The organism is Streptomyces sp. NPDC021019, from assembly GCF_044333295.1.
Taxonomy (GTDB): Bacteria; Actinomycetota; Actinomycetes; order Streptomycetales; family Streptomycetaceae; genus Streptomyces.
The window spans coordinates 302,669-329,180 of record NZ_JBIRQR010000006.1; the positions used below are offsets into that span (position 1 = coordinate 302,669).

Sequence of the window (26,512 nt, forward strand, 5' to 3'; positions counted from 1 at the left end):
AGGGGACCCGGCATGGCAGCGGAGCGACTGGTGGTCATCGGCGGTGACGCGGCGGGCATGTCCGCCGCGTCACAGGCCCGCAGGCTGAAGGGGGCGGACGCGCTGGAGATCGTGGCCTTCGAGCGCGGCCACTTCACCTCGTACTCCGCGTGCGGCATCCCGTACTGGGTGAGCGGTGACGTCGAGGCGCGCGACGACCTGATCGCCCGCACCCCGAAGGAGCACCGGGAGCGGGACATCGATCTGCGGATGCGGACCGAGGTGACGGAACTCGACGTGCCCGGCCGACGGGTGAAGGCACTGGACCGGGAGAGCGGGGAGACGTACTGGACGGGCTACGACAAGCTGGTGATCGCCACCGGGGCGCGTCCGGTGCGCCCGGCACTGCCCGGTATGGACGCGCCGGGGGTGCACGGGGTGCAGACCCTGGACGACGGGCAGGCGCTCCTGGACTCACTGGACGCGCTGGGTGCGCGGGAGAGCCGCCGGGCGGTCGTGGTGGGCGCGGGGTACATCGGCGTCGAGATGGCCGAGGCGATGCTCAAGCGGGGCTTCGAGGTGACCGTCCTCAACCGGGGCGAGCAGCCGATGGCGACGCTCGACCCGGACATGGGGCGGCTCGTCCACGACGCGATGGACGGACTGGGCATCACCACGGTCAACGGGGCCGCCGTGACCGGGATCCTCACCGGTCCGGACGGCCGGGTGCGTGAGGTGGAGACGGACGCGGGGAGATACCCGGCGGACATCGTGGTCCTCGGCATCGGCGTGGAGCCGGAGACGGCGCTGGCGCGCGGGGCCGGGCTGCCGGTCGGCCCGCACGGCGGGCTGCTCACGGATCTGTCGATGCGGGTGGTGGGCCACGAGAACGTCTGGGCGGGCGGCGACTGCGTTGAGGTCCTGGACCTGGTGGCGGGCCGGACCCGGCACATCGCGCTGGGCACGCACGCCAACAAGCACGGCCAGGTGATCGGTTCCAACGTCGGGGGCGGCTACGGCACGTTCCCGGGCGTGGTCGGTACGGCGGTGAGCAAGGTCTGCGACCTGGAGATCGCCCGGACCGGGCTGCGGGAGAAGGACGCCCGCGCGGTCGGGCTGCGCTACGTCACGGCGACCATCGAGTCGACGCAGCGGGCGGGCTACTACCCGGGGGCGAGGCCGATGACGGTGAAGATGATCGCGGAGCGCCGTACGGGACGGCTGCTCGGGGTGCAGATCGTCGGCCGTGAGGGGTCGGCGAAGCGGGTCGACGTGGCGGCGGTGGCGCTGACGGCCGGGATGACGGTGGAGCAGATGACGGCGCTCGACCTCGGCTACGCCCCGCCGTTCTCGCCGGTCTGGGACCCGGTGCTGGTGGCCGCCCGCAAGACGGTGACGGCGGTGCGGGGCGCGGGGAGCTGACGGCGGGTCCCGGGGCGCGGGCCCCGGGACCGTTCGCTCAGCGCGCGGTCTGCTCGTGGACGTGGCCCACGAGGCGGGTGAGCGCGTCCGGGTCCATGTTCGGCATGACGCCGTGGCCCAGGTTGAAGATGTGGCCCTCAAGGCCGGCGGCGGCGTCCAGCACCTCGCGGGTCTTCTCCTCGACGGCCGGGGTGGGCGCGAACAGCACCGCCGGGTCGAGGTTGCCCTGGAGCGCCTTGCCGGGGCCGACGCGGCGGGCGGCCTCGTCGAGCGGGACCCGCCAGTCGACGCCGACTACGTCCGCGCCGGCCTCGCCCATCAGGCCGAGCAGCTCGCCGGTGCCGACGCCGAAGTGGATGCGGGGGACGCCGTAGGGGGCGACGGCGTCGAAGACCTTCGCGGAGGCGGGCAGCACCGCGCGGCGGTAGTCGGCGGGGGCCAGCGCGCCGACCCAGGAGTCGAAGAGCTGGACGGCGGAGGCGCCGGCCTCGATCTGCACCTTGAGGAAGGCGCCGGTGATCTCGGCGAGCCGGTCGACGAGGTCGGCCCAGAGCTGCGGGTCGCCGTACATCATGGCCTTGGTGCGCTCGTGGTTGCGCGAGGGGCCGCCCTCGACGAGGTAGCTGGCCAGCGTGAACGGGGCCCCGGCGAAGCCGATGAGCGGGGTGGCGCCCAGCTCGGCGGTGAGCATCCCGATGGCCTCGGTGACGTACGGGACGTCCTCGGGGGTGAGGTCGCGCAGCCGGGCCAGGTCGGCGCGGGTGCGGATCGGTTCGGCGATGACGGGGCCGACGCCGGGCTTGATGTCGAGGTCGATGCCGATGGCCTTCAGGGGCACGACGATGTCGCTGAAGTAGATCGCGGCGTCGACCTTGTGGCGGCGTACGGGCTGGAGGGTGATCTCGGCGACCAGCTCCGGCATCATGCAGGAGTCGAGCATCGCGATGCCCTCGCGGACCTTCAGGTACTCGGGCAGCGAACGCCCCGCCTGGCGCATGAACCAGACCGGCGTGTGCGGGACGGGTTCGCGGCGGCAGGCCCGGAGGAACGCCGAGTCGTGGGTGGCGTGGCGGACCGCGTCGAGGCTGGCGGAGGTCGTCGTCTGCTGGCCCGAAGGGCTGTCGTTGGCACTCACGCACAGAATCTTCGCACGCGCGCCGAAGGAGCCCGGCCCCGCACGGGTGTCTCTCCCTGCGCGGGGCCCGGCTTCCGCCTACTCTTCCCCGCATGGCTCCGGCTCAGGGACAATTTTCCGATCATTCCGACGGCGTTGAAAGCAAGGACCGCGCGGAGGGACCTCCCGTGCCGCCCGCGTTCCTGGCGGCGGTCGACGCGCTGCGCTCCGCGCGGCTCCGCCCGGAGCTGGAGGTGGAGGTGACCAGGCCGCCCCAGCGGCTCGCCCCGCACGCGTACGCCATGGAGGCGGCGGTGGTGGACGGCGAGGACGATCTCGCGGACGGCAGGCTGGTCCTGCTGCACGATCCGGCGGGGCACGACGCCTGGCAGGGCGCGTTCCGGCTGGTGACGCTGGTCCGGGCGGAGCTGGAGCCGGAGATGGCGGCGGATCCGCTGCTCCCTGAGGTGTGCTGGTCCTGGCTGACGGGCGCGCTGGACGCGCGCGGCCTGTCGTACGGAGAGGCCGGGGGGACGGTGACGCGCGCCGGATCGCACTACTTCGGTGCGCTGTCCACGCGCCGGCCGGCGACGCAGATCGAGATCCGGGCCTCGTGGACGCCGAGGGAGTCGCGCGGCGGTGTGCCGGACACGGCGTCGCACCTGATGGCCTGGGGTGATCTGCTGTGCCAGATCGCGGGACTGCCGCCGTCGGATCCGGCGGACGCGGCGGTGGTGACGTTGCCGCAGCGGCGCGGACCGCAGGTTTCGTAACACTCCGTCACCCGTTTCGCACAAGCACCGACTCTCTTTTCGTACAATCGATCGCGCGTCCTATTTGCCCGAATTGTTACTCACCAAATAGCGATCTTCCCCTAAAGGAGGACGGGTCCGCTGCCGAAGAGGTCAATGACCCTTCAAGCACGGTTCGCCCCCGGTTTCACCCCCCGAGCCGGCCCGTCCCGCCACTCCCCCAGGAGGCCTGGTGTCCGTTCTCCTTGAGCAGCCCGCAAGCCTGGTCGCCTACCGCCCGAACAAGCCGACGGCCATGGTCGTCGTGGCCGACCCGCGCGTCCGTTCCACCGTCACCCGCCATCTGTGGGCCCTCGGAGTACGTGACGTCATCGAAGCGTCGTCCATCGCGGAGGCACGCCCCCGCGTCGGCAACCCGCGCGACATCTGCATTGCCGACGTCCACCTGCCCGACGGTTCCGGGCTGACCCTGCTGTCCGAGACCCGCGCCGCAGGCTGGCCCAACGGTCTCGCCCTCTCCGCCGCCGACGACATCGGCGCCGTTCGCAACGCCCTCGCGGGCGGCGTGAAGGGCTACGTCGTCACCGGCACCCGAACCAACATCGGCCACCCCACCCGCCCCGGCGTCGCCCCCATCGGCGCCAACGCGGCCCGTATGCACCGCAGGCCTCCCGGTTCCCCGAGCCACCCGGGCGGCTACCGCGAACTGTCCGGACGCGAGGTGGAGGTGCTCCGCCTGGTCGCCGAAGGCCAGTCCAACAAGGCCATCGGAGTCTCGATGGGCCTCTCCGCCCTGACCGTCAAGTCCCACCTCGCCCGCATCGCCCGCAAGCTCGGCACCGGAGACCGTGCCGGAATGGTCGCGGTCGCCCTGCGGACGGGCATCATCCACTGACCGCACCCCGCCGGGACGTGCACCGATGCGCCACCGGCTGGAATACGCGCATGGCCGCCCGTCGACGGAACGTTCCGTCGACGGGCTCCGCGCATACACAGATACCCTTGACACGTGACCGACGCCCAAGAGACCGCAGCAGACACTTCACTGCGAACCACCGGGGGCGCTCCCCCGGACGACGTCGCCCCGGCGCCGATCCCCTTGCTCGAACCTCGCGAGGGCATTCCCCCGGTGGTGACGTCCGACGACGCCCTCGCCGGGGTGATCGCGGCCTTCGCCGCGGGCACCGGCCCGGTGGCCGTCGACGCCGAGCGCGCCTCGGGATATCGCTACGGCCAGCGCGCCTACCTCGTACAGCTGCGCCGCGAGGGCGCGGGCAGCGCCCTCGTCGACCCGGTGGGCTGCCCCGACCTCTCCGGCCTCGGCTCCGCGCTGTCCGGCACCGAGTGGATCCTGCACGCGGCGACCCAGGACCTGCCGTGCCTGCGGGACATAGGCATGACCCCCACCTCGCTGTTCGACACCGAGCTGGCCGGACGGCTCGCGGGGTTCCCGCGCGTCGGCCTCGGCGCGATGGTGGAGAACGTCCTCGGTTACGCCCTGGAGAAGGGCCACTCCGCGGTCGACTGGTCCACCCGCCCGCTGCCCGAGCCCTGGCTGCGCTACGCCGCGCTCGACGTGGAGCTCCTGATCGACCTGCGCGACGCGCTGGAGGAGGAGTTGGAGCGGCAGGGCAAACTGGAGTGGGCCCGGGAGGAGTTCGACGCGATCGCCTCCGCCCCGCCCGCGCCGCCCCGCCAGGACCCCTGGCGCCGCACGTCGGGCATGCACAAGGTGCGCCGCCGCCGTCAGATGGCCGTCGTCCGGGAGCTGTGGACCACCCGCGACCAGGTCGCCCAGCGCCGCGACGTCTCCCCGGGCAAGGTGCTCGGCGACGCCGCGATCATCGAGGCCGCGCTCGCGCTGCCGACCGACGTGCAGGCCCTGACCGCGCTGCCGGGATTCGGCCACCGCATGGGACGCCGTCAGCTGGAGCAGTGGCAGGCCGCCGTGGACCGGGCCAAGGCGCTGCCCGAGACCGCGTTGCCGCAGCCCGGTCAGCAGCCGGCCGGACCGCCTCCCCCGCGCTCCTGGGCCGACAAGGACCCGGCCGCCGCCGCCCGGCTCTCGGCCGCCCGCACCGCCGTCTCCGAACTGGCCGAGCGCCTCCACATGCCGCAGGAGAACCTGATCACCCCGGACACCGTGCGCCGGGTCTGCTGGGAGCCGCCGAAGAACCCGACCCCGGGCGCCGTCGAGGACACCCTCGCCGGGTACGGGGCGCGGAACTGGCAGATCCAGCAGGTCGCCCCGCTCCTGGTGCGGGCGCTGGACGCCTCCTGACACACCGCCGCTCCCGTGACGCAGCGAACACCCCCGGTCACCGACCGGGGGTGTTCCGCTTCCCCGGACCTGCGCACGGACCGAACCGATGGTCGAAATCGCGCCAGGTTCAGAGCCCTTTCTCCCACCGCGCGGCAGCTGGGACGGCCCGTACCGGGCGCCGGGACGGTGTGACCTTCGACGCTCCGGCCGTGAGGGGTGGGCAGTCTGGTTACCCGCAAGTAGCATGAGGGCAGGCGGCGCGCCCCCGTGGCGTGCCCCGCAGCAGTGCCATCCCGCACCCTGGAGGAGAGCCACCGTGCCTCGTACCATCCGGGACGTCGTCTTCGTCGACGGCGTCCGCACCCCGTTCGGCAAAGCGGGCCCCAAGGGCATCTACCACGAGACCCGCGCCGACGACCTCGTCGTGAAGGCCATCCGGGAGCTGCTGCGCCGCAACCCGGACCTGGACCCCAAGAAGATCGACGAGGTCGCCATCGCCGCGACCACGCAGATCGGGGACCAGGGCCTCACGCTGGGCCGTACCGCCGGAATCCTGGCCGGTCTGCCGCAGTCCGTCCCGGGCTACTCGATCGACCGCATGTGCGCGGGCGCCCTGACCGCCGTCACCTCGACGGCCGGTTCCATCGCCTTCGGCGCGTACGACGTCGTCGTGGCCGGTGGCGTCGAGCACATGGGCCGCCACCCGATGGGCGAGGGCGTCGACCCGAACCCGCGCTTCGTGTCGGAGAAGCTGGTCGACGAGTCCGCCCTGTTCATGGGCATGACGGCGGAGAACCTGCACGACCGCTACCCCACGATCACCAAGGACCGCGCCGACGCGTACGCGGTGCGCTCGCAGGAGAAGGCCGCCAAAGCGTACGCCAACGGCAAGATCCAGCAGGACCTGGTGCCGGTCGCGGTGCGCCGCACGAACGCCGATGCCGGTGAGACGGGCTGGGGCCTGGTCACCGCCGACGAGCCGATGCGCCCGGGCACCACCATGGAGTCGCTGGCCGGTCTGAAGACCCCCTTCCGCGCCCACGGCCGCGTGACGGCCGGCAACGCCGCGGGCCTCAACGACGGCGCCACCGCCTCGCTGCTCGCCGCCGAGGACGTCGCCAACGAGCTGGGCCTCCCGGTCAGGATGCGCCTCGTCTCCTACGCCTTCGCGGGCGTCGAGCCGGAGGTCATGGGCTACGGTCCGATCCCGGCGACCGAGAAGGCACTGGCCCAGGCCGGTCTCTCCATCTCCGACATCGGTCTCTTCGAGATCAACGAGGCGTTCGCCGTGCAGGTGCTCGCCTTCCTGGAGCACTACGGCATCGCCGACGACGACGCCCGCGTCAACCAGTACGGCGGCGCGATCGCCTACGGCCACCCGCTGGCCTCCTCCGGTGTCCGGCTCATGACGCAGCTGGCCCGGCAGTTCGAGGAGCAGCCCGAGGTCCGCTACGGCCTGACGACCATGTGCGTCGGCTTCGGCATGGGCGCCACGGTCGTCTGGGAGAACCCGCACTTCAACGCTGACGGAGGCAACAAGTGAGCTCCACCACTGAGCTTCTGAAGGGTGCGGCCGAGCTGTTCCCCGGCGAGGTCGTCACCCAGGCGCACGTACGCCACCTGGACCTTCCTGCCGGCGCGGGCAACTTCGCGCTCATCACGCTGGACAACGGCCTGGACCACACCAAGCCGACCACCTTCGGACCGCAGTCGCTGGCGAACCTGAACGCCGCGATCGACCGGGTCGAGAAGGAGGCGTCCGAGGGCACCATCACCGGTGTCGGCATCACCGGCAAGCCGTTCATCTTCGCCGTCGGCGCCGACCTCAAGGGCGTCGAGCTGCTCGGCCGCCACGAGGACGCGCTGGCCATCGGCAAGGGCGGCCACGACGTCTTCCGCCGCCTGGCCGGCCTCGCGGTCCCCACCTTCGCGTACTACAACGGCGCGGCCATGGGCGGCGGTGTCGAGGTCGGTCTGCACTGCACCTACCGCACCGTCTCCAAGGCGCTCCCGGCGTTCTCGCTGCCCGAGGTCTTCCTCGGTCTGGTCCCGGGCTGGGGCGGCTGCGCGCTCCTGCCGAACCTGATCGGCGCGGACCGCGCGGTCTCGGTGATCATCGAGAACTCGCTGAACCAGAACCGTCAGCTCAAGGGCAAGCAGGTCTTCGAACTCGGCATCGCGGACGCGCTGTTCGAGGGTGCGGACTTCCTGGAGCAGTCGCTGATCTGGACCGCGAACGTGCTCAAGGGCACGGTCGCGGTCGAGCGCGCCGAGGTCGACCGCGGCGAGGCCTGGGACGCGGCTGTCGCCCGCGGCCGGGCCATCGCCGACTCCAAGGTGCACGGTGCGGCCCCGGCCGCGTACCGCGCGCTGGACATCATCGCCGCGGCGAAGGACGGCGACCTGTCCGCCGGCTTCGACGCCGAGGACCAGGCGCTGGCCGACCTGATCATGGGCGGCGAGCTGCGCAGCGGCATCTACGCCTTCAACCTGGTCCAGAAGCGCGCCAAGCGCCCGGCCGGCGCCCCGGACAAGAACCTGGCCCGCCCGGTCACCAAGGTCGGCGTCGTCGGCGCGGGCCTGATGGCCTCGCAGCTGGCGCTGCTGTTCCTGCGCCGCCTGGAGGTCCCGGTCGTCCTCACGGACATCGACCAGACGCGTGTCGACAAGGGTGTGGGCTACGTCCACGCCGAGATCGAGAAGCTGCTCGGCAAGGGCCGTATCAACCAGGACAAGGCCAACCGCCTCAAGGGCCTGGTCTCCGGTGTCCTCGACAAGGCCGAGGGCTTCGCGGACGCGGACTTCATCATCGAGGCCGTCTTCGAGGAGATCGGCGTCAAGCAGCAGGTGTTCGCGGAGGTCGAGGCGGTCGCTCCGGCGCACGCGATCCTCGCCACCAACACCTCCTCGCTGTCGGTGACCGAGATGGCGTCGAAGCTGAAGAACCCGGAGCGGGTCGTCGGCTTCCACTTCTTCAACCCGGTCGCGATCCTCCCGCTGCTGGAGATCGTCCGCGGCGAGCGGACGGACGACGCCTCGCTGGCGACGGCGTTCGGCGTGGCCCGCAAGCTGAAGAAGACCGCGGTCCTGGTGAAGGACGCCCCGGCGTTCGTCGTCAACCGCATCCTCACCCGCTTCATGGGCGAGATCCAGAACGTCATCGACGAGGGCACCCCGGTCGAGGTCGCGGAGAAGGCCGTCGAGCCGCTCGGCCTGCCGATGTCCCCGCTGGTGCTCCTGGAGCTGGTGGGCCCGGCCATCGGTCTGCACGTCTCCGAGACCCTGAACCGCGCCTTCCCGGAGCGCTTCACGGTCTCGCAGAACCTCGCGGCGGTCGTGAAGGCCGGCAAGCGCGGTTTCTACGTCTACGATTCCGGCGCTCCGGTCCTCGACCCCGAGGTCGCGGCGCTCCTCAAGCAGGGCGACACCGTCCTCACCGAGGAGCAGACCCGCGACCGCGTGCTCGACGCGGTGGCGCAGGAGATCGGCCTGATGCTGGACGAGGGCGTCGTCGCCGAGGCCCAGGACATCGACCTGTGCCTGATCACCGGCGCGGGCTGGCCCTTCCACCTGGGCGGCATCACGCCGTACCTGGACCGTGAGGGCGTCTCCCAGCGAGTGAACGGCAAGCCGTTCCTGGCGCGGGGCGTGGCGAGCGTGCCGGCCTAGCACGCCGCGCCACTCACCTGGACGGGCCGTACGGGATCGATCCCGTACGGCCCGTCCGGTGTGGGGGATTCCGCGCGGATCACTCTTCCCGGGCGGGACAGACCGCTCAGCGGTGCGCTTCCGGCACGACGACGATCGCGTTCGAGACCTCGCGCTGCCGGTCCTCGTCCGTGCGGCCCGGGTCCGACGGGCTGCTCCGCACCCGGTCCCGCACCACCATCGTGCTGGAGCCGCCACCGTCCAGGTTCATGGCCTCGACCGCACCCAGTGCGAGAAGCTCCCTCGCTGCCTCTGCCAACGTCGCTCCTTCGCTGACACCCGGCCTGCGTCCGTCGAAGACGGCCAGGAGCAGAGTGCCGTCGGCACGGATACCGGCGACGGTGCGCGGGGCACGCGTGCCGGACGCCCCGGCAGAGACACCGTTGGCGGCGGCGTTGATCATGATGCGGCCGGAGCGGACGAGGGCTGGGCCCGCGCCGAGTACGGAGGTGCCCTCGATGGGCACGGCCCGCCCCTCCCGGTCCCTCACCGTGGCGGACACCGTGAGGTCATGCCCGGTCCGGGCGTTCTCCCGGAGCCAGTGGGCCGCGGAGCCGGTACCGACGAGGCTCCGGCCGTCCTGGGGCAGGGGGCCGCCCGCAGGGCTGCGCAGACCGATCACGGTGGAGCGGGCGTCGAGGAGGGCCTCGACGCTTCCCCGGACGCCGACGGGCGTGGACGCTCCCCATTGCGCGGTGAACTCGACGAGTTCGTCCGGGTCCGTGCACACCCGCCCGGGGCGTGGAGCCGTGACCGGCGGTCCGATGCCGCCGAGTCGGTCGCCGCCGGTACCTCCGCAGCCGACGATCCGGCCGGGCGCCCGGTTGGTTCCGTCCACCAGCCGGCTCACGCCATGGGCCGTGGTGACTCGGCCCACGGAGCTCAGTTCGGTGATGCGGGCGGGCTTGCCGCGGGCCGGGAGGACCAGCGCGGTGCGGCCGTTGGCCGCCTCGCTCAACAGGATGCCCTCGGCGACGTAGAGGCCCAGCGGATCGCCGGTGTCGCGCGGGGCGTCGGCGTCGAAGAAGGTGCCGTTGACCGCTGCGACGGCGCCCGCCCTGCGGGCCAGCGCGCCCACGGTGTCGACCTGCACGACGCCGTCGCCGTGCTCGGCGCGGATGCGCACGGGGGCGTTGCGGGCCACCGTCAGGACGCTGAGGCGCAGCGGGGCGCCGTCGTCGAGCCTCCGGGTCGTGCGCGTGAACGTCACCCCGTCGGGCAGGCGTTGAGCGGTCGGGGCGGGCCCGGGAGCCGGCGGCCCGGATTTCCGGGGGCTCTCGGGTGGCGCATCGGCGCTGCAGGCGGCCAGCAGCAGCGGTGCGAGGGCCAGCGCCGCCGCACGGACCCGCCATCGTCCGCTCATGCCCCTCTGTCGCCCCTTCTCCGCCCACCGTCCGACCCGCCCGGGGAAAGGGTGCGCCGGTGTGGAGGAATCACCCATCACAAACGCCCCTCGACCGCGTGGACACTATCAGCGCCGGATGCCCGCAGAACAGCGCGGGAAACATATCCGACTCGACTGGCATCCCCTGATCCGGATAGACTCCAAAGCCCGACGGAACGCCGTGTCCGACATCACATGAGAGCAGGCAAGGGTATCTCCATGACATCTCCGCTCCCTCCTCTCGTGTCGAATCCCGCCGCCACGGACCGCCGGAGTGTACTGACCGCCACAGACAGCTCCGGTCCGATCCCGGTGGAGTACAAATTCCGTCCCGCCGAGGGTGACACTCAGCATCTGATCGTCATCTTCTCCGGTTTCGCAGCACCGGCCGGATACCATTTCGCGGGCAAATCGCTGAACGATCTGCGCGCCAATATCCTCTGGATTCGCGACGACTTCGACGGCCATTACAGCTACTACCTGTGCCGGGACATGGATTTTGGTATCGAGACGGCGGTAGCGGGTCTGATCGAGCGGACCATGACCGGTCTCGGGCTCACCCCCGACCGGGTCAGCCTCCTGGGTGTCTCCAAGGGCGGTAGCGCGGCACTGTATTTCGGATTGAAGTACGGCTACCGAAACATCGTCTCCATCGTGCCCCAGTTCCTGATCGGGGACTACGTCCGCGATCGGGCGGAGACCGGCCGGTACATGCTCGGCGAGACCATGCCCCAGCAGCACGTGGACGCACTGAACGGAGCGCTCCCCAGCCTGGTCAACGCCTATGGCGGGCAGGGCCACAACATCTACCTCTTCACCTCCGAGGCCGATGAGCAGTACGCGAAGGAGATCCATCCGCACGTGCAGTTGTTCTGGGGGTGCGCCAATTTCAACTTCATCCGCACACGCTCGGCAATGGTGCGTCAGCACGGCGAGGTATCCGGGTACAACCTTCCGCTCGTCACCGGAGTCCTGGCCTCGCTCACCGAGGGGGCAGAGCCCCGCCTGGGCTTCGTCGAGAACGGCAATGCGCAGGTCAACGAGGTGGAGCGAGGCCGCTATCTGGCCGAGTTGCGCCAGTCGGATCAGGTCGTCGCCGTGCTCAACAAGCAGGACATCCGCGGTGCCGGGCTGCTCCTCAGCGGCCACGCCTTCCTTCCGGGCGAGCCGTCCCACGCTGTCGGGCGGCCGGTGAAGAGCCTGATAGCCGAAGGACCGGGCAATCGCCATTGGGAGTTCCCGCTCGCCACGACCGAGGCCAAACATCTCTACAGCCTCTATTTCGACCGATTCGCCTGCGACTACCCTGACGGTGGTTTCGAACCGGAGAACCCCAAGGGGATTCTGGTGAACGAAATCCCGGCCGGTGCGTACGATCTCTCGATACGCATCCAGAGCCCTACCGAAGGCATAGACCGGCGCGCACCCCTTTCGGCACGCCGCCCCTTCGATATCCGGCGCCCTTTCGGAGGCACGGAGATATCACTGATCGGGGACAAGAACAAGGTCCGGCTCCTCCGGCGCCCCATTATCGGCCAGCACTCCCAGGAGACGGCTTTCTCCGTCGAGAACACCTGGCTCAAGGAGCGGACGTTCCACGTCGAGGGAACATTCTTCGTCCACGGCATAGAGGCGGCCGAGCACGGGCACGCGAATTATTACCTCGTACTGCGCGGAGAGCAGTCCATCTACTCGTTCCGACTCGGCATGTCACGTAAGTCGGCCGCCATTCGCGGGCATATCCGCCGTGGCGACTTCAGCAATTACGACTTTGCCTACTTCGCCACCTCGGGCTACAAGGGAATCAACCTCGCGAACGCGCGTCCGGGAAACTACGAGGTCTACGTTTCCATGAGTACGGGCGGTTCTCTCTTCTCCGCCCAGGCCGGTACGGTCACACTGAACTGACCGAGGTCAGGAATGGTCCGCGACAGCGCCCGGAGACGCTCCGAAGTCACCGATATGAACGGTGACTTCCGACCACACCCGATGACCACGTGAATCCTCGTAACAGAGCTCGAAGCGGTCGTATCCCAGGTGCTCCGGATCAGCCTCGTACGTGACGCCGCCGTCGGCGGTACAGGTCAGCAGCCCGTGCCGGGCGATCCCCACTCCGACGAACCGCAGCCCTTCTGCGGGGCTGTGGCCGGCCGGGAGCAGCGCGCGCCCGCCCTGCCGCAGGGTCATGCTCTGTCCGGCCAGCACATGGCGCCGCACCCGGAACCCCGCGTCCGAGACCGCCGTGGAGGGGATCAGTTTGTCGCCCTGGACCGTCATCAGTCCGATGATCACCCGCGGCAGCAGCACACTGCCCTCGGCCGCGTCGTCGGCGATCCGCACGACGCAGTTGACCGTGCGTGGTTCGGTGCCGCCGGCGTACGTGGCGTACCGCCCGTTGTTCAGGTGGCTCAGCCCTGGGTGGCGCACCATCGTGGCGTGCTCACCGAGCAGATCGTCAAGCAGGTAGCCATAGGTACGGTAGGCGCCGCCGACCGGTGTCACCGACAGTGCGAGGCCGAACTCCTGTCCTGGCACCAGGGGGAGTGACGGGTCCACATCGGAGAACAGATCCAATGTGCCGCCGATGTGGGGCATCTGGGGGTGGGTGACCCAGGCTCGTACAAGCGGATACCAGTCGTTCACAGCAGCACCTCTCTCCTCTCCTGGGATGCGGCGCCGGAGCCGACCCGGGACTTGGTCAGTCGTTCGAAGTCATCGTCGTCGAGGAACTCCACCGCGGTCTCCGGGATCTTGGCCTCCAGGTTCCGGAAGTGGACCGGAGTGAGCACGCCCTGGGCGCACATCTCGTCCGCCACGAATCGCGCGCACTCCACCGCACCGTGACCCCGGAGGTGGGTGTTGTCGGCGATCCCATCGGGGAAGTTGACGTGCTCCCCGGGCTCCGTGTAGAGGAAGAGCTGCTTGGTCCCCTCCGCGCCGGCCTGGCGCCACCAGTTGACGCTCCACGCGTTGAGGTCGATGAGCGGAACCGACAGACCCGCCGCCACTTCCCGCATGGCCATCGGGTAGAGGCCGAGTGGGCGGCGCATGTTGCCGTGGTCGTCGAAGACGCGCCGCTCGTGGCTGGTCACCAGCACAGGATGCGCTCCCCGCGCTCGCGCCCCGAGCACGTACTTGCGCAGGTACCACTGGTAGTCGCCGAACGGTTCGGTGAACCGGCCGTCGCCGGGCTTCATGTCGATCAGCCCGAACGAGATCAGCAACAGGTCGCCGGGCTCGATGTTCTCCAGGATCCAGTCGAGCCTGCCGCGCTCGACGAAGCTGCGTGAACTGGCTCCGGCACGTGCGGCGTTCACTACTTCGGCGTTCTGGATGAAGATCTGGAGCACCTGGCCCCAGCCGGTCATCGGCGCCATGCTGCGCGGGCGGCTCGTCACGCTGGAGTCACCCGCCAGAAAAACTCTCAAGTGCCGCATCCCCTAAACACGTTCCTTCTGGTGATCCGTGGGCCGTCCCATGACGAGCGGGGCCGACATGCGTCCTGGGTCGCCGCCCGCGGTGGCGTCCATGGAGTCGATCACGTCGAAGGCCCGTTGGCAGTTGTTGGTGTCCCGTAGGACGAAGAACTCCTCGGCCCGGCGGCGGTACTCGGGCTCCACCCGGAAGTCGCGGGCGATCGATGCGATGATCTCGTCCACCGCCTGGTCGACCCGGCCGCACGCCGGTCCGAAGCCGTCCCGCGCGAGGTCGAAGTAGCCGCGCTTGTAGTGCTTGCTGTAGAACGCCTCGTCGTCGAAGTTCGTGTAGACGATCGGCTTGCCCATGTACGCGACGTCGAAGAACACCGATGAGTAGTCGGTGACAAGCATCGAACACTCCCGCATCGCCAGTTGCACGTCCCGGCCGGTCGAGGAGACCGTGATCGACGGGTGGTCGATCCGGAAGTGCTTCAGGTAGGGCCGGATCTCGTAATGCGGCATGAACTCCAGCTCGACCGCGTAGTACTGGAGCGCCTCCAGCAGCCTCTCGTCCCGCAGCAGGGCGGAGAAGAACCGGTAGTACTCGGACGCCGCGAACGGGATCTCGGGCTTCGCCGCCTTGTTGTACGAGGGCGCCACGATGTCCCGCCGCCACGTGGGCATGACGAGGATCTTGCGAGGCCCGGGGGCCGGGGTCAGGGCGTCGTAGCGCGGCAGCCCGGTCGCCGCCACCCGGTCGTATCCGTAACCGCAGTGCTCCGCGTAGTAGGCACGCTCGCTGCGCCCGGTGGTGAGCACCATGTCCACGTTGGTGACCTGGGCGTGGATGGACTGGACGACGTCGTTGTAGACGACGCCGTGCTGGAGGAAGACACGCTTGTAGCGCAGCAGATCTCCGTATCCACGCAGGAACGCTCGCTTGGACAGACCCGGGAAGCCAAGGTAGGCCTCCAGGTCGTAGGCGTTGATGAGCCGGGTGGCGTGCAGGAGGTAGGCGCGGTATCTCCACGAGAGCCGGTCGATGACCCGGCCCAGGTGGTCGATCTTCTGGCGGTCCGGCGCGTCGCCGTTGATGGCGTAGTAGACCTTGCGCCTGGGCTCGTTCTCCCTGATCCACTTGAACAGGTGGTACGAGTTGTCCTGCGCGGTGTCCTCGCGCTCGCCGATGATCCAGATGTCCTTGCCGTGCAGTTTCGGGTACATCAGCCAGTACAGCAGCCGGGTACGCCAACCAGTCCTGCCCGGAAGGGAGTTGCGCAGCTCCTCCCGCAGGCGGCCGAGGGCGAACCGCATCTTGCGCAGAGCGCCGCTGACCCGGCGGAGAGTAACGGTCTCGTCGGCGGCGATGGTCAGGCGTATCCGCGCACGCCCGAGGCGGTGCACGCCCTTGAACCGGTGCAGCATCTGCCGGGCTTCCACCGGGACGTCCTGCCGCCGCTCCCCGTCGTGGACCCGCAGCCGGACCGTGAGGTCACGGTTGGAGAGGGAGCTCAGGTCGCCGGGGCGGGCCACCGCGCGCCAGCCGGCGTACCAGTCCTGTTCCTTACGGGCCCGCCAGCGGTCGCGCCGGTAGACCTGCTCGACGGTCAGGGGGACCTCATAGGCTCCGTCGCTCAGCACGAGTTCCAGACGGTTGCTGAAGAGCTCACTGATGTCGACGCCACCGAACACCAGGAGCCCCTCGAACCGGAGGTGCTCCCCGTCGACGACGAGGGTCTCCAGGACCGCCTTCTGCCGCTCCACCCGCAGCAGGGTGGTCTCGACCCGGTCCTGGACCAGGCGGCGGTGCATGCCGGCGTCGTCGATCAGCAGGTCCGGCCGGTACTCGGGCTTGCTGTACGGATCGCAGAACAGCTCGAAGTCGCCGGTGCGGACGGCGTGGTGCTGGAGCCGGGCCATCGGGACCGCCGCGTACGTGAGGATCAGCTCATCCGGTATCCGCGCATAGATGTCGCAGAGCACCGGGAAGAGGCCGGCGATCTCCGTGCGGCTCATGATCCGGTGGATGTTGCGCAGATGCGGCTGCATCGAGCGCACCACGAAGCGCAGCGCGAGCCTGGCGCTCCGGGGACTCAGCCGACGCGAGATCTGGACGACGTGCCGGCAGAGCCGGATCAGCTCCTGGGTCTTGACAGGGTCGTTCCACGTCAGGTCGAAGAGCGAATCCCGGCGCTCGGGGTCCCGTTCGAAGAAGACAGCTGTCGGCGCGGTGGTCACCGTGCGGGCCAGCAGCGCCGCGGGAACGGTGAGCCAGGCGCCCTCGAAGCCCGGCCCGTGGCCGGTGCGCAGACCGTGCTTGCGCAGCAGCGAGGTCCTGAACAGCTTTCCGCCCAGCTCGGTGGAGAAGATCAAGTACGGGGCGTCGTCGAGCCCCTCCGCCCGGGGGGCGTCCCGCTCGAAATAGCGCTGCCACGGCTCGTCGCCGAACCGGCGCGGCCCGGGGAAACTGTCCAGGTCCCCGACCACCACGTCGGCCTTGACCCGGCGGGCGGCGGCGACCAGACGGCCCAGGCAGTTCTCGCCCAGGACGTCTTGGGCTCGGGCGAACGCCACGTAGGGCGCCCGGACATGGCTCAGCCCGTTGTCGTAGCTGGAGCGCTGCCCCAGGGCGACCTGGCTGACCACCTCGACGTTGGCGTGGAACGAGGAGAACTCGGCCAACTGTGCGGCGGTGGCGTCCGTCGAGCCGTCGTCCACCAGGATGACCTGGGTGGCCGCGAACTCGCGCTGCGCCAGCAGCGAGCTGAGGAAGTCGTAGAGGTTGTACTCGTCGTTGCGGCAGTGCACCACGAGCGACGCGGCGTACTTCGCCGACCGCCCGGGGGAGCTCTGGGCGGGCTTGCCCTCCCACCACAGCCACGGGGTACCGCGCGGGTGATCGGTGGCCAGGCTCTCCTTGGTCTCCGGGCGCAGGGCGAGGTTGCCGCTGATCGTCCGGTAGATCTCGTAGGATCCGTCGCGCCCGCGATAGCGCTGCTGCTCGATGTCGACGCCCGTGATCGCGACGGTGGTGGTGGCGCGTTCCCCGCCGTGCCTGATCTGCACGAAGAGGTTCCAGTTGCCGGGCGGGCCCGCTGCGCCGAGCGTCGCGTCCAGGTCCACGGTGGTGTGGTAGCGGATGAACTCCTCGTCGACGTCGATGCCCTTGACGTCGAAGACGTGGTCCGCCTTGGTGCTGCGGCGGCGCAACACCGCGGTGAGCTCCAGTTTGTCCTTCGGTCCCACCCGGCCGAACTGGTTGCGGATCCAGCCGGTCACGTGGAGGGTGCCGCCCTGGATGTCGACCAGGGTGGCCTGATTGAACAGCCGAGCGTCGGAGAGGCTGTTGCCGCTGAGGTCGAGGTCCGTGACGTCCAGGAACCGTTCGGCGTCCGGCCGGCCCAGCAATGCCGCCGACCAGTAGACCCTCCCATCGCGCTCCACCAGGTCCGAACTGAGCACGCTGCGGCTCTGGGTGTAGTCGGAGACGGTCAGGGCGAGGTCGACCCGGCCGTGCATCAGGGTGAACGCCCGGACGCGCTCCAGCGGTCCGCAGAGATCGTAGACATCGAGCGGCAGGGAGTGCAGGTACGGTGCGACGAGGTTGGCGAACCCGTTGCGGAACTGGGCGTCGCCCGCGCGGAGTTCGGGCGTGTACAGCCGCAGGTCGTGGGAGAGGAACTTCGCCGCCTTGTGGGCCAGCAGGTCCCGCGCGCCGTTGCGGAGCAGAAAGGCGTCCGCGTACTGATGCACCAGGACGCGGTCGCGGATGCTGCGCAGTTCGCCCCGTCGGTTGGTGATGGAGGGGGCGTCGCTCTCACGCTCCCAGATCCACCGATACACGGGTACGGCGAGCAGGTTGACCGTCCGCGCGCAGTACCAGGCGACGGTCGAGAAGTAGGTGTCCTCGAAGTAGAGCTCTTCGGGAAAGCGGATGCCCTGGTCGAGCAGGAAGTCCAGCCGGTAGAGCTTTGCCGCGGCGATCGGGTCGTCGAACAGCTCGGGCATGGCACGCAGGCCGCCCTCGACGGTCCGGGTGGTGCCGTACAGCTGCGGCTGCCAGACGGTGACCTCGTCCTTGGCGAGGTTGACCCGCAACGCACGGCCCGCCGTGATCTCGGCGCCGTTGGCGAGCGCCGCCTGGAGGAGCGACTCGCAGGCTTTGTGCGGCAGCTCGTCGTCCGCGTCGAGGAACATCAGGTACTGACCGGTGGCCACGGCGATGCCGTTGTTGCGGGGCGCTCCGACCCCGCCGCTGTTGCTCTCCCGCTCGATGACGCGTACTCGCCCGTCGCGGGCGGCGTACTGCCGGGCGACAGCGAGCGTGCCGTCGGTGGAGGCGTCGTCGACGACGATCACCTCGACCTGCGGGTGGGTCTGACGCAGCGCCGAGTCCAGGGCACGCCCGAGCGTTGCGCTCGCGTTGAACGCGCCTATGACGATGGAGACGCGGTACTGGTCGGCCGGTGCGGGGGTACTCATCGCCACCGCCCCTCGGCCTCCGGCCGGCGCACATCAGTTTGCGGACCGGGAGGATGGAAGGCCGGGGCCGCCGCGTAGCCCGCCCCCAGTGGGGCGTGCCCGTACTGCTCGTCGTAGCGGAAGCCCACATCGTGACGGGGTTCGGGGTACGGCTGGAAGCCTGGGTCCTCGTCCGGCTCCGGGGCGGGGAAGCGCTGCTCCACCGGTACGCCCTCGACGGTCACCGGGTCGTACGCGGGCTCGTCGCCGCCCCTGCGGTGACGGCCGGCGTGCAGGTGGCTGGCGACACTGCCGACGGCGACGAGGGGCTCGGGGGCGAGTTCCTCGACCACACGGGTGAAGTCGCGGGTGGAGAGCCAGAACTTGTACATGATGACCAGCTCGAAGAGGCCGAGCAGCACCGCGGAGACGGCGGTGGTCCACAGGATCTGGCCGATCAGTGGGCCGATGATGAAGATGAACATCTGGAATTCGATGCCGCTGATGAGGTGCGGCCGCATCCTGCTGCGCAGGAGCGCCTGGCGCAGCCGCGTGTACCAGGGGAAGCGGTCACGGAACTGGGCGTGCAGGTCCACGACGTTCTCGGCCTGCTGCTTGAGGAGGTCGGCCTCGACACCGGGATTCTCCCGGAGGAGGTCCTCCATGAAGACGACTCCCGGCCCCTCGGCGGCCTCGGCCTCGCGCCGTGCCTCCTTGAGCTTCTCGATCTTCGTACGCATCGACATGCGCATCTTGTAGATCTGCAGGGCGTCGACGTACCGGAGCATGTCAAGGAAGACGACGACGAGGGCGGCGATCAGGTACCAGGCGCTTTCGCTGCGGAGGTACTGGCCGCCCATCAGGGCGAGCGCGCAGAAGAGGACGCGGATGCGGTCGAAGACGTAGTCCAGCCAGCCGCCGAAGACGGTGCCGTTGCCTTTGAGGCGGGCCAGCTTTCCGTCGATGCAGTCCAGGATGAAGCTCACGTGATAGAGCGCGGCTCCGACGATGAGCGACTGGGTGTCGCCGCGGAGGAAGAAACCCGCAGAGCCGAGGCCGACGAACAGGGCTGCCCAGGTAACACCGTTGGGGGTGATGAACCCGAAGCGCGCGATACGGATGAGCACCCTGGTGGCGACCGGATCGACCAGGAGCACGGTCCACCAGGCGTCACGCTTCTTGCAGGTGAGCTTCTGCACAGCCCGCAGAGACAGCTTCCTCTTCCCCATAACCCCTCAGCCGTGGACGTCCAGCACAGCCCCGACGCACCGCTCTTGCGATCGTCGGGGACGGGATGCCCACAGTTCGTTCACCAACTGCGCACATCTAGCGCTGCGCAGTTTAAATGAAACTTAAAGAAACACACAATCAGCTCACCAGTGATCACATAGAGCAACGAAAGGCAAACATTCGGTTAACGGCCGCCCAATGACCCACCCCTGCGCCCGCCTGCTCCTCGCGCAGTCTTTATGCGCAAGTATGAGTATGACAACTTATGATCACGTGATGATCGACACATGACAGCAGTTTCTCCGTAACCGGCCGTTGGCGCGAAGTCTGTCTATAGTTCTCGGACGGCTGTCCGATTCAGACGATCGCGACACCCCACGCCGTGTGACCGTGCGCAGCGCGGACCGCCGCACCCCACGGCACGGTTCGATCCCTCGACGTACGGACGAACTTCCCGGCCCTCGCGTCAACGCGTAGGCGGAAGAGGCTATTCACCACCCAGTGGCGCACCGGACCGGTGTGCCCAACGTCCGGGCCAGAGGAATCGAACAGCATGAGCGAAGCCACCGCAACGCACAGCCGACGCGCCTCCCACGAGGGCAGGGGCCGCAGACGCGGCAGGGAACGAACTCGCGGGCAGCGCATACGCCGGTGGATCGGATGGAGCCTGGTGGCTCTTCTCCTCATCGCCGGCGGCACGGCGTGGTGGCTCTACCACCGCCTCGACTCCAACATCACCGGAGTCGACCTGAACAAGGCGCTCGGCGACGACCGCCCGGAGAAGCTCCCCACCAGCGGTCAGAACCTTCTCGTCCTCGGCTCCGACTCACGTGCCGGTGCGGAGAACAAGGACCTGGGCGGCGGCGGCAACGTCAGCGGCGCCCGGTCCGACACCGCGATGGTCGTCCACATTCCCGAGGGGCGCGCGAAGGCGACCGCGGTCTCCATCCCCCGCGACACACTGGTGAGCCGGCCCGAGTGCACCAAGGCCGACGGTTCGTCCATCTCCGCCGCAGACCGCGTCATGTTCAACTCTGTCTACTCGCAGGCCGGCCCGACCTGTGTGGTCAAGACGGTCGAGAAGATGTCCGGGATTCGCATCGACCACTACATGGAGATCAACTTCGCGGGGTTCAAGGACCTGGTGGACGCGATCGGCGGGGTCACCGTGACCATCGACGAGCCGATCCACGACAAGGCCAGCGGGCTCGAACTCGAGGCGGGCACCCACCGTCTGACCGGTACCCAGTCGCTCGCCTTCGTACGGACGCGGCACGGCATCGGTGACGGCAGCGACCTGGGGCGCATCGGGCTGCAGCAGCAGTTCATGATCGCGCTGCTCAGCGAGATCAAGAAGCAGGATCTGCTCAGCAGTCCCACCAAGACGTACAAGATCGCCAATTCCGCGACCGACTCGCTGACCACCGACTCGGAGCTCGCCTCGCTGACCAAGCTCGCCGAGTTCGCCCGCTCCATGAACGGCATCGACCCGGCGACGATGGAGACCATCATGCTGCCGGTGCGCTATGACACCAAGGACCCCAACCGCGTGGTCGCCGCCGAGCCGCAGGTCACCCAATTGTGGAAGGCCCTCCGCGCCGACCAGGAGATTCCCGAGTCCGCGAAGAAGTCCCCCGCCACCGGTGGCGGTTCCTGAGGGGCCCCTCGCAGGCGGGGCCCAACCGATCTCCGGTTTCCCCGAGGCCGCCACGACGCATGGTCGTGCTGATCAGGCCGTCAAGCAGTCCACGCAGGCGCCCGGCCGGGGTTTCCCCGTCGGGCGTTTCGCGTGGACTGCCGTCTCCACGTCCTTGGACGGAGCACCCGGTGGTCGGCTCCTCCGTCCCGCTCCGGTGGAAGCGCTTCAGCCGACCCGTACAGCCGGGGCCATCGCGAGACCCGGCTCGTTGTTCTGCTGCGCGATGTACAGGGCCCCGTCCGAGCCGATCATGCCCAGCACCACCCGGCCGTACGCGTCGAGCGCGAGGGCCGGGGTTGCCGGGGTCCGCTCACCGGTGGGCGACCACCAGACGCCGGCACCCTCGTTCTCCGTGCCGCACGCCGCCAGCATGACCTGGCCGTCCAGCTCCCGGTAAGCGATCACCGTGCAGTCGTACCCGTCCAGTACGGCGCGCAGGACGGTGGCCGGGCCCTCCGCCGGAGCGCCGCCCAGCGGGATCACCCAGGTGCCGGGGCGATGTGCCACGACGCCGTTCCCCGCCGGGTCGGTCCAGTAGTACGTGTGCCGACCGGGCGCCGTCTCCAGAGCGGCGACGCCGCCGGGCGCGATCTGCACCGGGATGCGCGTCACCGGCCCGAACGCTCCGTCCCCTGCGGCCTGGACCCACCGCAGGGCCTGGCCGTCGCCCGGTGCGAACAGTTCCATGCCGCCGGAGGCCGGGACCGACACGGCCGGGGTGTCCTGGGCCTGACCGCCCTTCAGGTCCTTCCAGCCCTCCCACACGCCGTCCTTGCCCTCGCGCCGCAGCATCACGCTGCCGGTGATGCTCCGCACGAAGACGTAGGCGGCGCCGGACGGGCTGACGGCGACGACGGGGGCCCCCGCCTCCATCGCCAGGTCGCGCTCCTTGTGCGGGTTGCCCAGTGAGCGCCAGGACCCCAACGGGCGGCCCGTCTGGTACTGGATCGCATGGGCGAAGTCGACTCGGACCGGCCCGTCACCCTTCGTCACGGACCGGCGCGCCATGATGTGGACGAAGCCGTCCTGACCCTGCGCCACGGCCAGGTGCGTCTGCCCCGGAATCCCGATGAGTTCGGGCCCGGTCCACCCGGCGCCCCCGGGACGGCTCTGGGTCCACCGCAGCAGACCGTCCTGGTGGCGAGCGTAGGCGGTCAGTCGACCGTCCTTGCCCAGGGTGATCCACCGTCCGCCGACCGGGGTCACCTCCCCGGTCCTGCTGTCGACGCCTCCGCTGGCGGACGGTGCGGGGGCTGTCCCCCGGGCCGAGCGTCCCGATCTGACCGGCATGGTGTGAGGTCGTCCTTCCCGTGATTCCCGACCCGGCCCCGATTCCGCGGTCGCTGCGTCGCCGGAAGGGAAAGGTCTGACCCACCCATCATAGAATCCCCGTTCGACCACCTTCGACCCACCGGACATGCGCCGTACCGCTCTCAGGTACGGGATGTGCCCATCCGGCTGTGGGAGCGCCCGTACACGAAGTAGATGATTACCCCGAGAACCATCCAGGCGCCGAAGCGGACCCAGGTCTCCACCGGCAGGTTGAGCATCAGCCAGACCGACGCGGCGACCGAGGCGATCGGGAGGACCGGCACCCAGGGGGTGCGGAACGCGCGGGGCAGGTTCGGCTGGGTGCGGCGCAGGACCAGGACGCCGAGGGCGACGATGACGAACGCGAAGAGCGTGCCGATGTTCACCAGGGTGGCCAGCTCCTCGATGCTCGTGAATCCGGCGATGATCGCGATCAGCACACCCAGCAGGATCGTCGGGCGGTAGGGCGTGCGGAAGCGCGGGTGCGTCTTGGAGAAGAAGCGCGGGAGCAGGCCGTCGCGGCTCATCGCGAAGAAGACGCGGGTCTGGCCGAGCAGCAGGATCATGCAGACCGTGGTGAGACCGACCGCCGCGCCGAAGCTGATCAGTCCGGCGTAGAAGGGGTGCCCGGTGGCCTTGAAGGCGTCGGCGAGCGGGGCGCTGACGGAGAGTTCGCTGTAGTGCTGCATGCCGGTGACCACGATGGAGACCGCCACGTAGAGCACCGTGCAGATGACGAGCGAGCCGAGGATGCCGCGCGGCATGTCGCGCTGCGGAAGCTTGGTCTCCTCGGCGGCGGTGGCCACCACGTCGAAGCCGATGAAGGCGAAGAAGACGATGGAGGCGGCGGTGAAGATGCCCATCACGCCGAAGTTCGTGGGTTCGTAGCCGAACAGCAGCTGCACGAGCGGCGCGTCCCAGCCCGAGCCGGCGGGCTGCTTCTCGGCCGGCGGGATGAAGGGCTCGTAGTTCTCGGCCTTGATGAAGAACAGGCCCGCGATGATCACCATGAGGACCACCGCGACCTTGATCGCCACCACGACCGAGGTGACCCGGGCGGACAGCTTCATGCCGACGACCAGGATGACGGTCAGGAGCAGCACCAGGGCGAAGGCCAGGACGTCGAAGCCGAATCCCTCCGCCACGTCCGTCCCCGAAAGGACTTCGGGCATCGTCCAGTCGACGTTGTCCATCAGTGAGCGGACGTAACCGGACCAGCCGACCGCGACCACCGCGGTGCCCAGCGCGAACTCCAGTACCAGGTCCCAGCCGATGATCCAGGCCACCAGTTCGCCCAGCGCGGCGTAGGCGAAGGTGTAGGCGGACCCGGCCACCGGGACGGTGGAGGCGAACTCGGCGTAGCAGAGCGCGGCCAGCGCGCACACCACGCCCGCCACGGCGAAGGCGATGGCGGTGGCGGGCCCCGCCGTCTCCTTGGCGACCTGGCCGGTGAGGACGAAGATGCCGGTGCCGATGATGACGCCGACACCGAACACCGTGAGGTCCAGGGCGGAGAGGGACTTCTTGAGCGCGTGTTCCGGCTCCTCGGTGTCCAGGATCGACTGTTCGACGGACTTGGTGCGGAACATGCCGTTTCCGCGGGGTGGTGTGACCTGCGCGCTCACCTGCGATACCTCCACGCATTCGTTGTGAACGCCATGATGGGGATCCTGCCGCGCGTGAATGCGCCGTCTGGCCCGTTTCATGCGAATGGGCCGGGTGAACCACCCGTACAGGGGCGGTTCTCCCGGCCCATCGGCCTTACGGAGAGGTGTTCGCGCGTCAGTCGCGGGCGGGCTCGACCGCGCGGCTCTCGAAGCGGCCGTCGAGCTTGGCGACCAGGCCGGTGACCTGCCGGGCGATGTCCGGCGCGGTCAGTCCGATCTCGGCCATGACCTCGCCGCGCGAGGCGTGGTCGAGGAAGACCGGCGGGATGCCGAAGTCGCGCAGGGGTACGTCGACACCGGCGTCGCGCAGGGCCTGGGCGACGGCGGAGCCGACGCCTCCGGCGCGGCTGTTGTCCTCGACCGTGACGACGACGCGGTGGCGCTCGGCGAGCGGGGCGAGCGCCTCGTCGACGGGCTTGACCCAGCGGGGGTCGACGACGGTGCTGGAGATGCCCTGGGCGTCCAGCAGGTCGGCGATCTCCAGGCACATCGGGGCGAGCGCGCCGACCGAGACGATCAGGACGTCCGGGCGGGCGGCCTTCGGTTCCCGCAGAACGTCCATGCCGCCGACCCTGCCGACCGCCTTGACGGCGGGGCCGACCGCGCCCTTGGAGAAGCGGACCACCGTGGGCGCGTCGTCGACGGCGACGGCCTCGCGCAGCTGGGCGCGGACCTGGTCGGCGTCGCGCGGGGCGGCGATCCGGAGCGTGGGCACGCACTGGAGGATCGACATGTCCCACATGCCGTTGTGCGAGGCGCCGTCCGTGCCGGTGATGCCGGCCCGGTCCAGGACGAAGGTCACTCCGCACTTGTGCAGGGCGACGTCCATCAGGACCTGGTCGAAGGCGCGGTTGAGGAAGGTGGCGTAGACCGCGAAGACCGGGTGGAGTCCGCCGGTGGCGAGGCCGGCCGCAGAGGCCGCACCGTGCTGCTCGGCGATGCCGACGTCGTAGATCCGGTCCGGGAAGGCGGCCTCGAACTTGCCGAGGCCGACGGGCTGGAGCATGGCCGCGGTGATCGCGACGATGTCCTCGCGCTCCTCGCCGAGCCTGACCATCTCCTCGCCGAAGACGGAGGTCCAGTCGAGGCCGGAGGTGGCGATCGGCAGGCCGGTGTCCGGGTGGATCTTGCCCACCGCGTGGAAGCGGTCGGCCTCGTCCTGGAGGGCGGGGGTGTAGCCGCGGCCCTTCTCGGTGAGGCAGTGCACGATGACCGGGCCGCGGAAGCGCTTGGCGCGCTGGAGCGCGGATTCCAGGGCCTCGATGTCGTGGCCGTCGATCGGGCCGACGTACTTCAGGCCGAGGTCCTCGAACATGCCCTGCGGGGCGATGAAGTCCTTGAGGCCCTTCTTGGCGCCGTGCAGGGTCTCGTAGAGCGGGCGGCCGACGACGGGCGTGCGCTCCAGGATGTCCTTGCCGCGGGCCAGGAACCGTTCGTAGCCGTCGGTCGTACGGAGCGTGGCGAGGTGGTTGGCCAGGCCGCCGATGGTCGGGGCGTAGGAGCGCTCGTTGTCGTTGACGACGATGACGAGGGGGCGGTCCTTGGCGGCGGCGATGTTGTTCAGCGCCTCCCAGGCCATACCGCCGGTGAGCGCGCCGTCGCCGATGACCGCGACGACGTGGTCGTCCTTCTTCAGGACCTCGTTGGCCTTGGCGAGGCCGTCGGCCCAGCCGAGGACCCCGGAGGCGTGGCTGTTCTCGATGACGTCGTGGTCGGACTCGGCACGGGAGGGGTAGCCGGAGAGGCCTCCCTTGCTCTTGAGCCGGGAGAAGTCCTGGCGGCCGGTGAGCAGCTTGTGCACGTAGCTCTGGTGGCCGGTGTCCCACAGCACCTTGTCCCGGGGCGATTCGAAGACCCGGTGCAGGGCGATGGTGAGCTCGACGACGCCCAGGTTGGGGCCGAGGTGTCCGCCGGTCTTGGACACCGCGTCCACGAGGAAGGTACGGATCTCCTCCGCGAGCTGGTCCAGCTCACCGAGGCTGAGCCGGTCCAGGTCGCGCGGTCCCTTGATGCGGGTCAGCAGATCCACCCGTGCCTCCTTGCGTTTGAGCTGATCGAGCGTGCCGATCCGATGAGTCTAATGTTCCGCTCGCGGCGGCGGGC

General features: G+C 69.6%; 17 protein-coding genes. 8 read left to right on the forward strand and 9 right to left on the reverse strand.

Translation table 11 applies throughout. The features are described 5' to 3' along the window. Nucleotides 1–12: 12 nt before the first annotated feature. A complete protein-coding gene (locus tag ACH4RG_RS28560) occupies nucleotides 13–1,401 on the forward strand; it encodes an FAD-dependent oxidoreductase (RefSeq protein ID WP_397930891.1) in 1,389 nt (462 codons plus the stop codon). A 37-nt stretch (nucleotides 1,402–1,438) separates the two neighbouring features. Here the strand turns inward: ACH4RG_RS28560 and hemE are convergent, their stop codons facing one another. Beyond that, the gene (hemE, locus tag ACH4RG_RS28565) at nucleotides 1,439–2,536 is read right to left on the reverse strand and encodes a uroporphyrinogen decarboxylase (RefSeq protein WP_398540462.1); all 1,098 of its coding nucleotides are present in this window, start codon (nucleotides 2,534–2,536) and stop codon (nucleotides 1,439–1,441) included. Between the two features lie 92 nt (nucleotides 2,537–2,628). Between hemE and ACH4RG_RS28570 the strand changes: the two genes are divergently transcribed. The 5 genes from ACH4RG_RS28570 to ACH4RG_RS28590 all read left to right on the forward strand — a co-directional run bounded on the left by ACH4RG_RS28570 (nucleotide 2,629) and on the right by ACH4RG_RS28590 (nucleotide 9,199). Then, on the forward strand, nucleotides 2,629–3,288 hold the full coding sequence (locus ACH4RG_RS28570) for a DUF3000 domain-containing protein (protein WP_397930888.1): 660 nt from the start codon (nucleotides 2,629–2,631) through the stop codon (nucleotides 3,286–3,288). A 211-nt stretch (nucleotides 3,289–3,499) separates the two neighbouring features. Then, nucleotides 3,500–4,162 (forward strand): response regulator transcription factor, encoded by a 663-nt coding sequence (locus ACH4RG_RS28575; protein WP_003965521.1) that lies wholly within the window; start codon nucleotides 3,500–3,502, stop codon nucleotides 4,160–4,162. Between the two features lie 114 nt (nucleotides 4,163–4,276). After that, on the forward strand, nucleotides 4,277–5,548 hold the full coding sequence (locus ACH4RG_RS28580; RefSeq protein ID WP_397922018.1) for an HRDC domain-containing protein: 1,272 nt from the start codon (nucleotides 4,277–4,279) through the stop codon (nucleotides 5,546–5,548). A 298-nt stretch (nucleotides 5,549–5,846) separates the two neighbouring features. Further along, nucleotides 5,847–7,073: a thiolase family protein gene (locus tag ACH4RG_RS28585; protein ID WP_397922016.1), complete on the forward strand. Its 1,227-nt coding sequence runs from the start codon at nucleotides 5,847–5,849 to the stop codon at nucleotides 7,071–7,073. Further along, nucleotides 7,070–9,199 (forward strand): 3-hydroxyacyl-CoA dehydrogenase NAD-binding domain-containing protein, encoded by a 2,130-nt coding sequence (locus ACH4RG_RS28590; protein ID WP_398540463.1) that lies wholly within the window; start codon nucleotides 7,070–7,072, stop codon nucleotides 9,197–9,199. The genes ACH4RG_RS28585 and ACH4RG_RS28590 overlap by 4 nt, the downstream gene beginning before the upstream one ends. 106 nt (nucleotides 9,200–9,305) lie before the next feature. On the opposite strand, the gene ACH4RG_RS28595 is transcribed toward ACH4RG_RS28590, so the two are convergent. Beyond that, nucleotides 9,306–10,601 (reverse strand): phosphodiester glycosidase family protein, encoded by a 1,296-nt coding sequence (locus tag ACH4RG_RS28595; protein ID WP_398540464.1) that lies wholly within the window; start codon nucleotides 10,599–10,601, stop codon nucleotides 9,306–9,308. 264 nt (nucleotides 10,602–10,865) lie between these two features. Here ACH4RG_RS28595 and ACH4RG_RS28600 point away from each other — a divergent pair, with 264 nt between their 5' ends. Further along, nucleotides 10,866–12,530, forward strand: coding sequence for a hypothetical protein (locus tag ACH4RG_RS28600; protein WP_397932290.1), 1,665 nt, complete (start codon nucleotides 10,866–10,868; stop codon nucleotides 12,528–12,530). A gap of 6 nt (nucleotides 12,531–12,536) precedes the next feature. On the opposite strand, the gene ACH4RG_RS28605 is transcribed toward ACH4RG_RS28600, so the two are convergent. The 4 genes from ACH4RG_RS28605 to ACH4RG_RS28620 are packed head-to-tail and all read right to left on the reverse strand — an operon-like array spanning nucleotide 12,537 to nucleotide 19,701. Continuing rightward, nucleotides 12,537–13,265 (reverse strand): hypothetical protein, encoded by a 729-nt coding sequence (locus tag ACH4RG_RS28605; RefSeq protein WP_397922008.1) that lies wholly within the window; start codon nucleotides 13,263–13,265, stop codon nucleotides 12,537–12,539. Further along, a complete protein-coding gene (locus tag ACH4RG_RS28610; RefSeq protein WP_397922006.1) occupies nucleotides 13,262–14,020 on the reverse strand; it encodes a rhamnogalacturonan acetylesterase in 759 nt (252 codons plus the stop codon). Before ACH4RG_RS28610 ends, ACH4RG_RS28605 begins: the two co-directional genes overlap by 4 nt. Nucleotides 14,021–14,062: 42 nt before the next feature. Further along, nucleotides 14,063–18,523 (reverse strand): glycosyltransferase, encoded by a 4,461-nt coding sequence (locus ACH4RG_RS28615; protein ID WP_397922004.1) that lies wholly within the window; start codon nucleotides 18,521–18,523, stop codon nucleotides 14,063–14,065. After that, a complete protein-coding gene (locus tag ACH4RG_RS28620; protein ID WP_397922002.1) occupies nucleotides 18,520–19,701 on the reverse strand; it encodes a CDP-alcohol phosphatidyltransferase family protein in 1,182 nt (393 codons plus the stop codon). The genes ACH4RG_RS28615 and ACH4RG_RS28620 overlap by 4 nt, the downstream gene beginning before the upstream one ends. 584 nt (nucleotides 19,702–20,285) lie before the next feature. Here ACH4RG_RS28620 and ACH4RG_RS28625 point away from each other — a divergent pair. Then, nucleotides 20,286–21,389, forward strand: coding sequence for an LCP family protein (locus ACH4RG_RS28625; protein ID WP_397922000.1), 1,104 nt, complete (start codon nucleotides 20,286–20,288; stop codon nucleotides 21,387–21,389). Nucleotides 21,390–21,596: 207 nt separating this feature from the next. On the opposite strand, the gene ACH4RG_RS28630 is transcribed toward ACH4RG_RS28625, so the two are convergent. From ACH4RG_RS28630 to dxs, 3 genes are all read right to left on the reverse strand, one after another. Beyond that, the gene (locus tag ACH4RG_RS28630) at nucleotides 21,597–22,721 is read right to left on the reverse strand and encodes a hypothetical protein (protein WP_397921998.1); all 1,125 of its coding nucleotides are present in this window, start codon (nucleotides 22,719–22,721) and stop codon (nucleotides 21,597–21,599) included. Between the two features lie 143 nt (nucleotides 22,722–22,864). Then, nucleotides 22,865–24,331, reverse strand: coding sequence for an amino acid permease (locus tag ACH4RG_RS28635; RefSeq protein WP_397921996.1), 1,467 nt, complete (start codon nucleotides 24,329–24,331; stop codon nucleotides 22,865–22,867). A gap of 193 nt (nucleotides 24,332–24,524) precedes the next feature. Further along, nucleotides 24,525–26,438, reverse strand: a complete 1,914-nt coding sequence (gene dxs / locus ACH4RG_RS28640) for a 1-deoxy-D-xylulose-5-phosphate synthase (RefSeq protein ID WP_397921994.1) — start codon at nucleotides 26,436–26,438, stop codon at nucleotides 24,525–24,527. Between the last annotated feature and the right edge of the window lie 74 nt (nucleotides 26,439–26,512).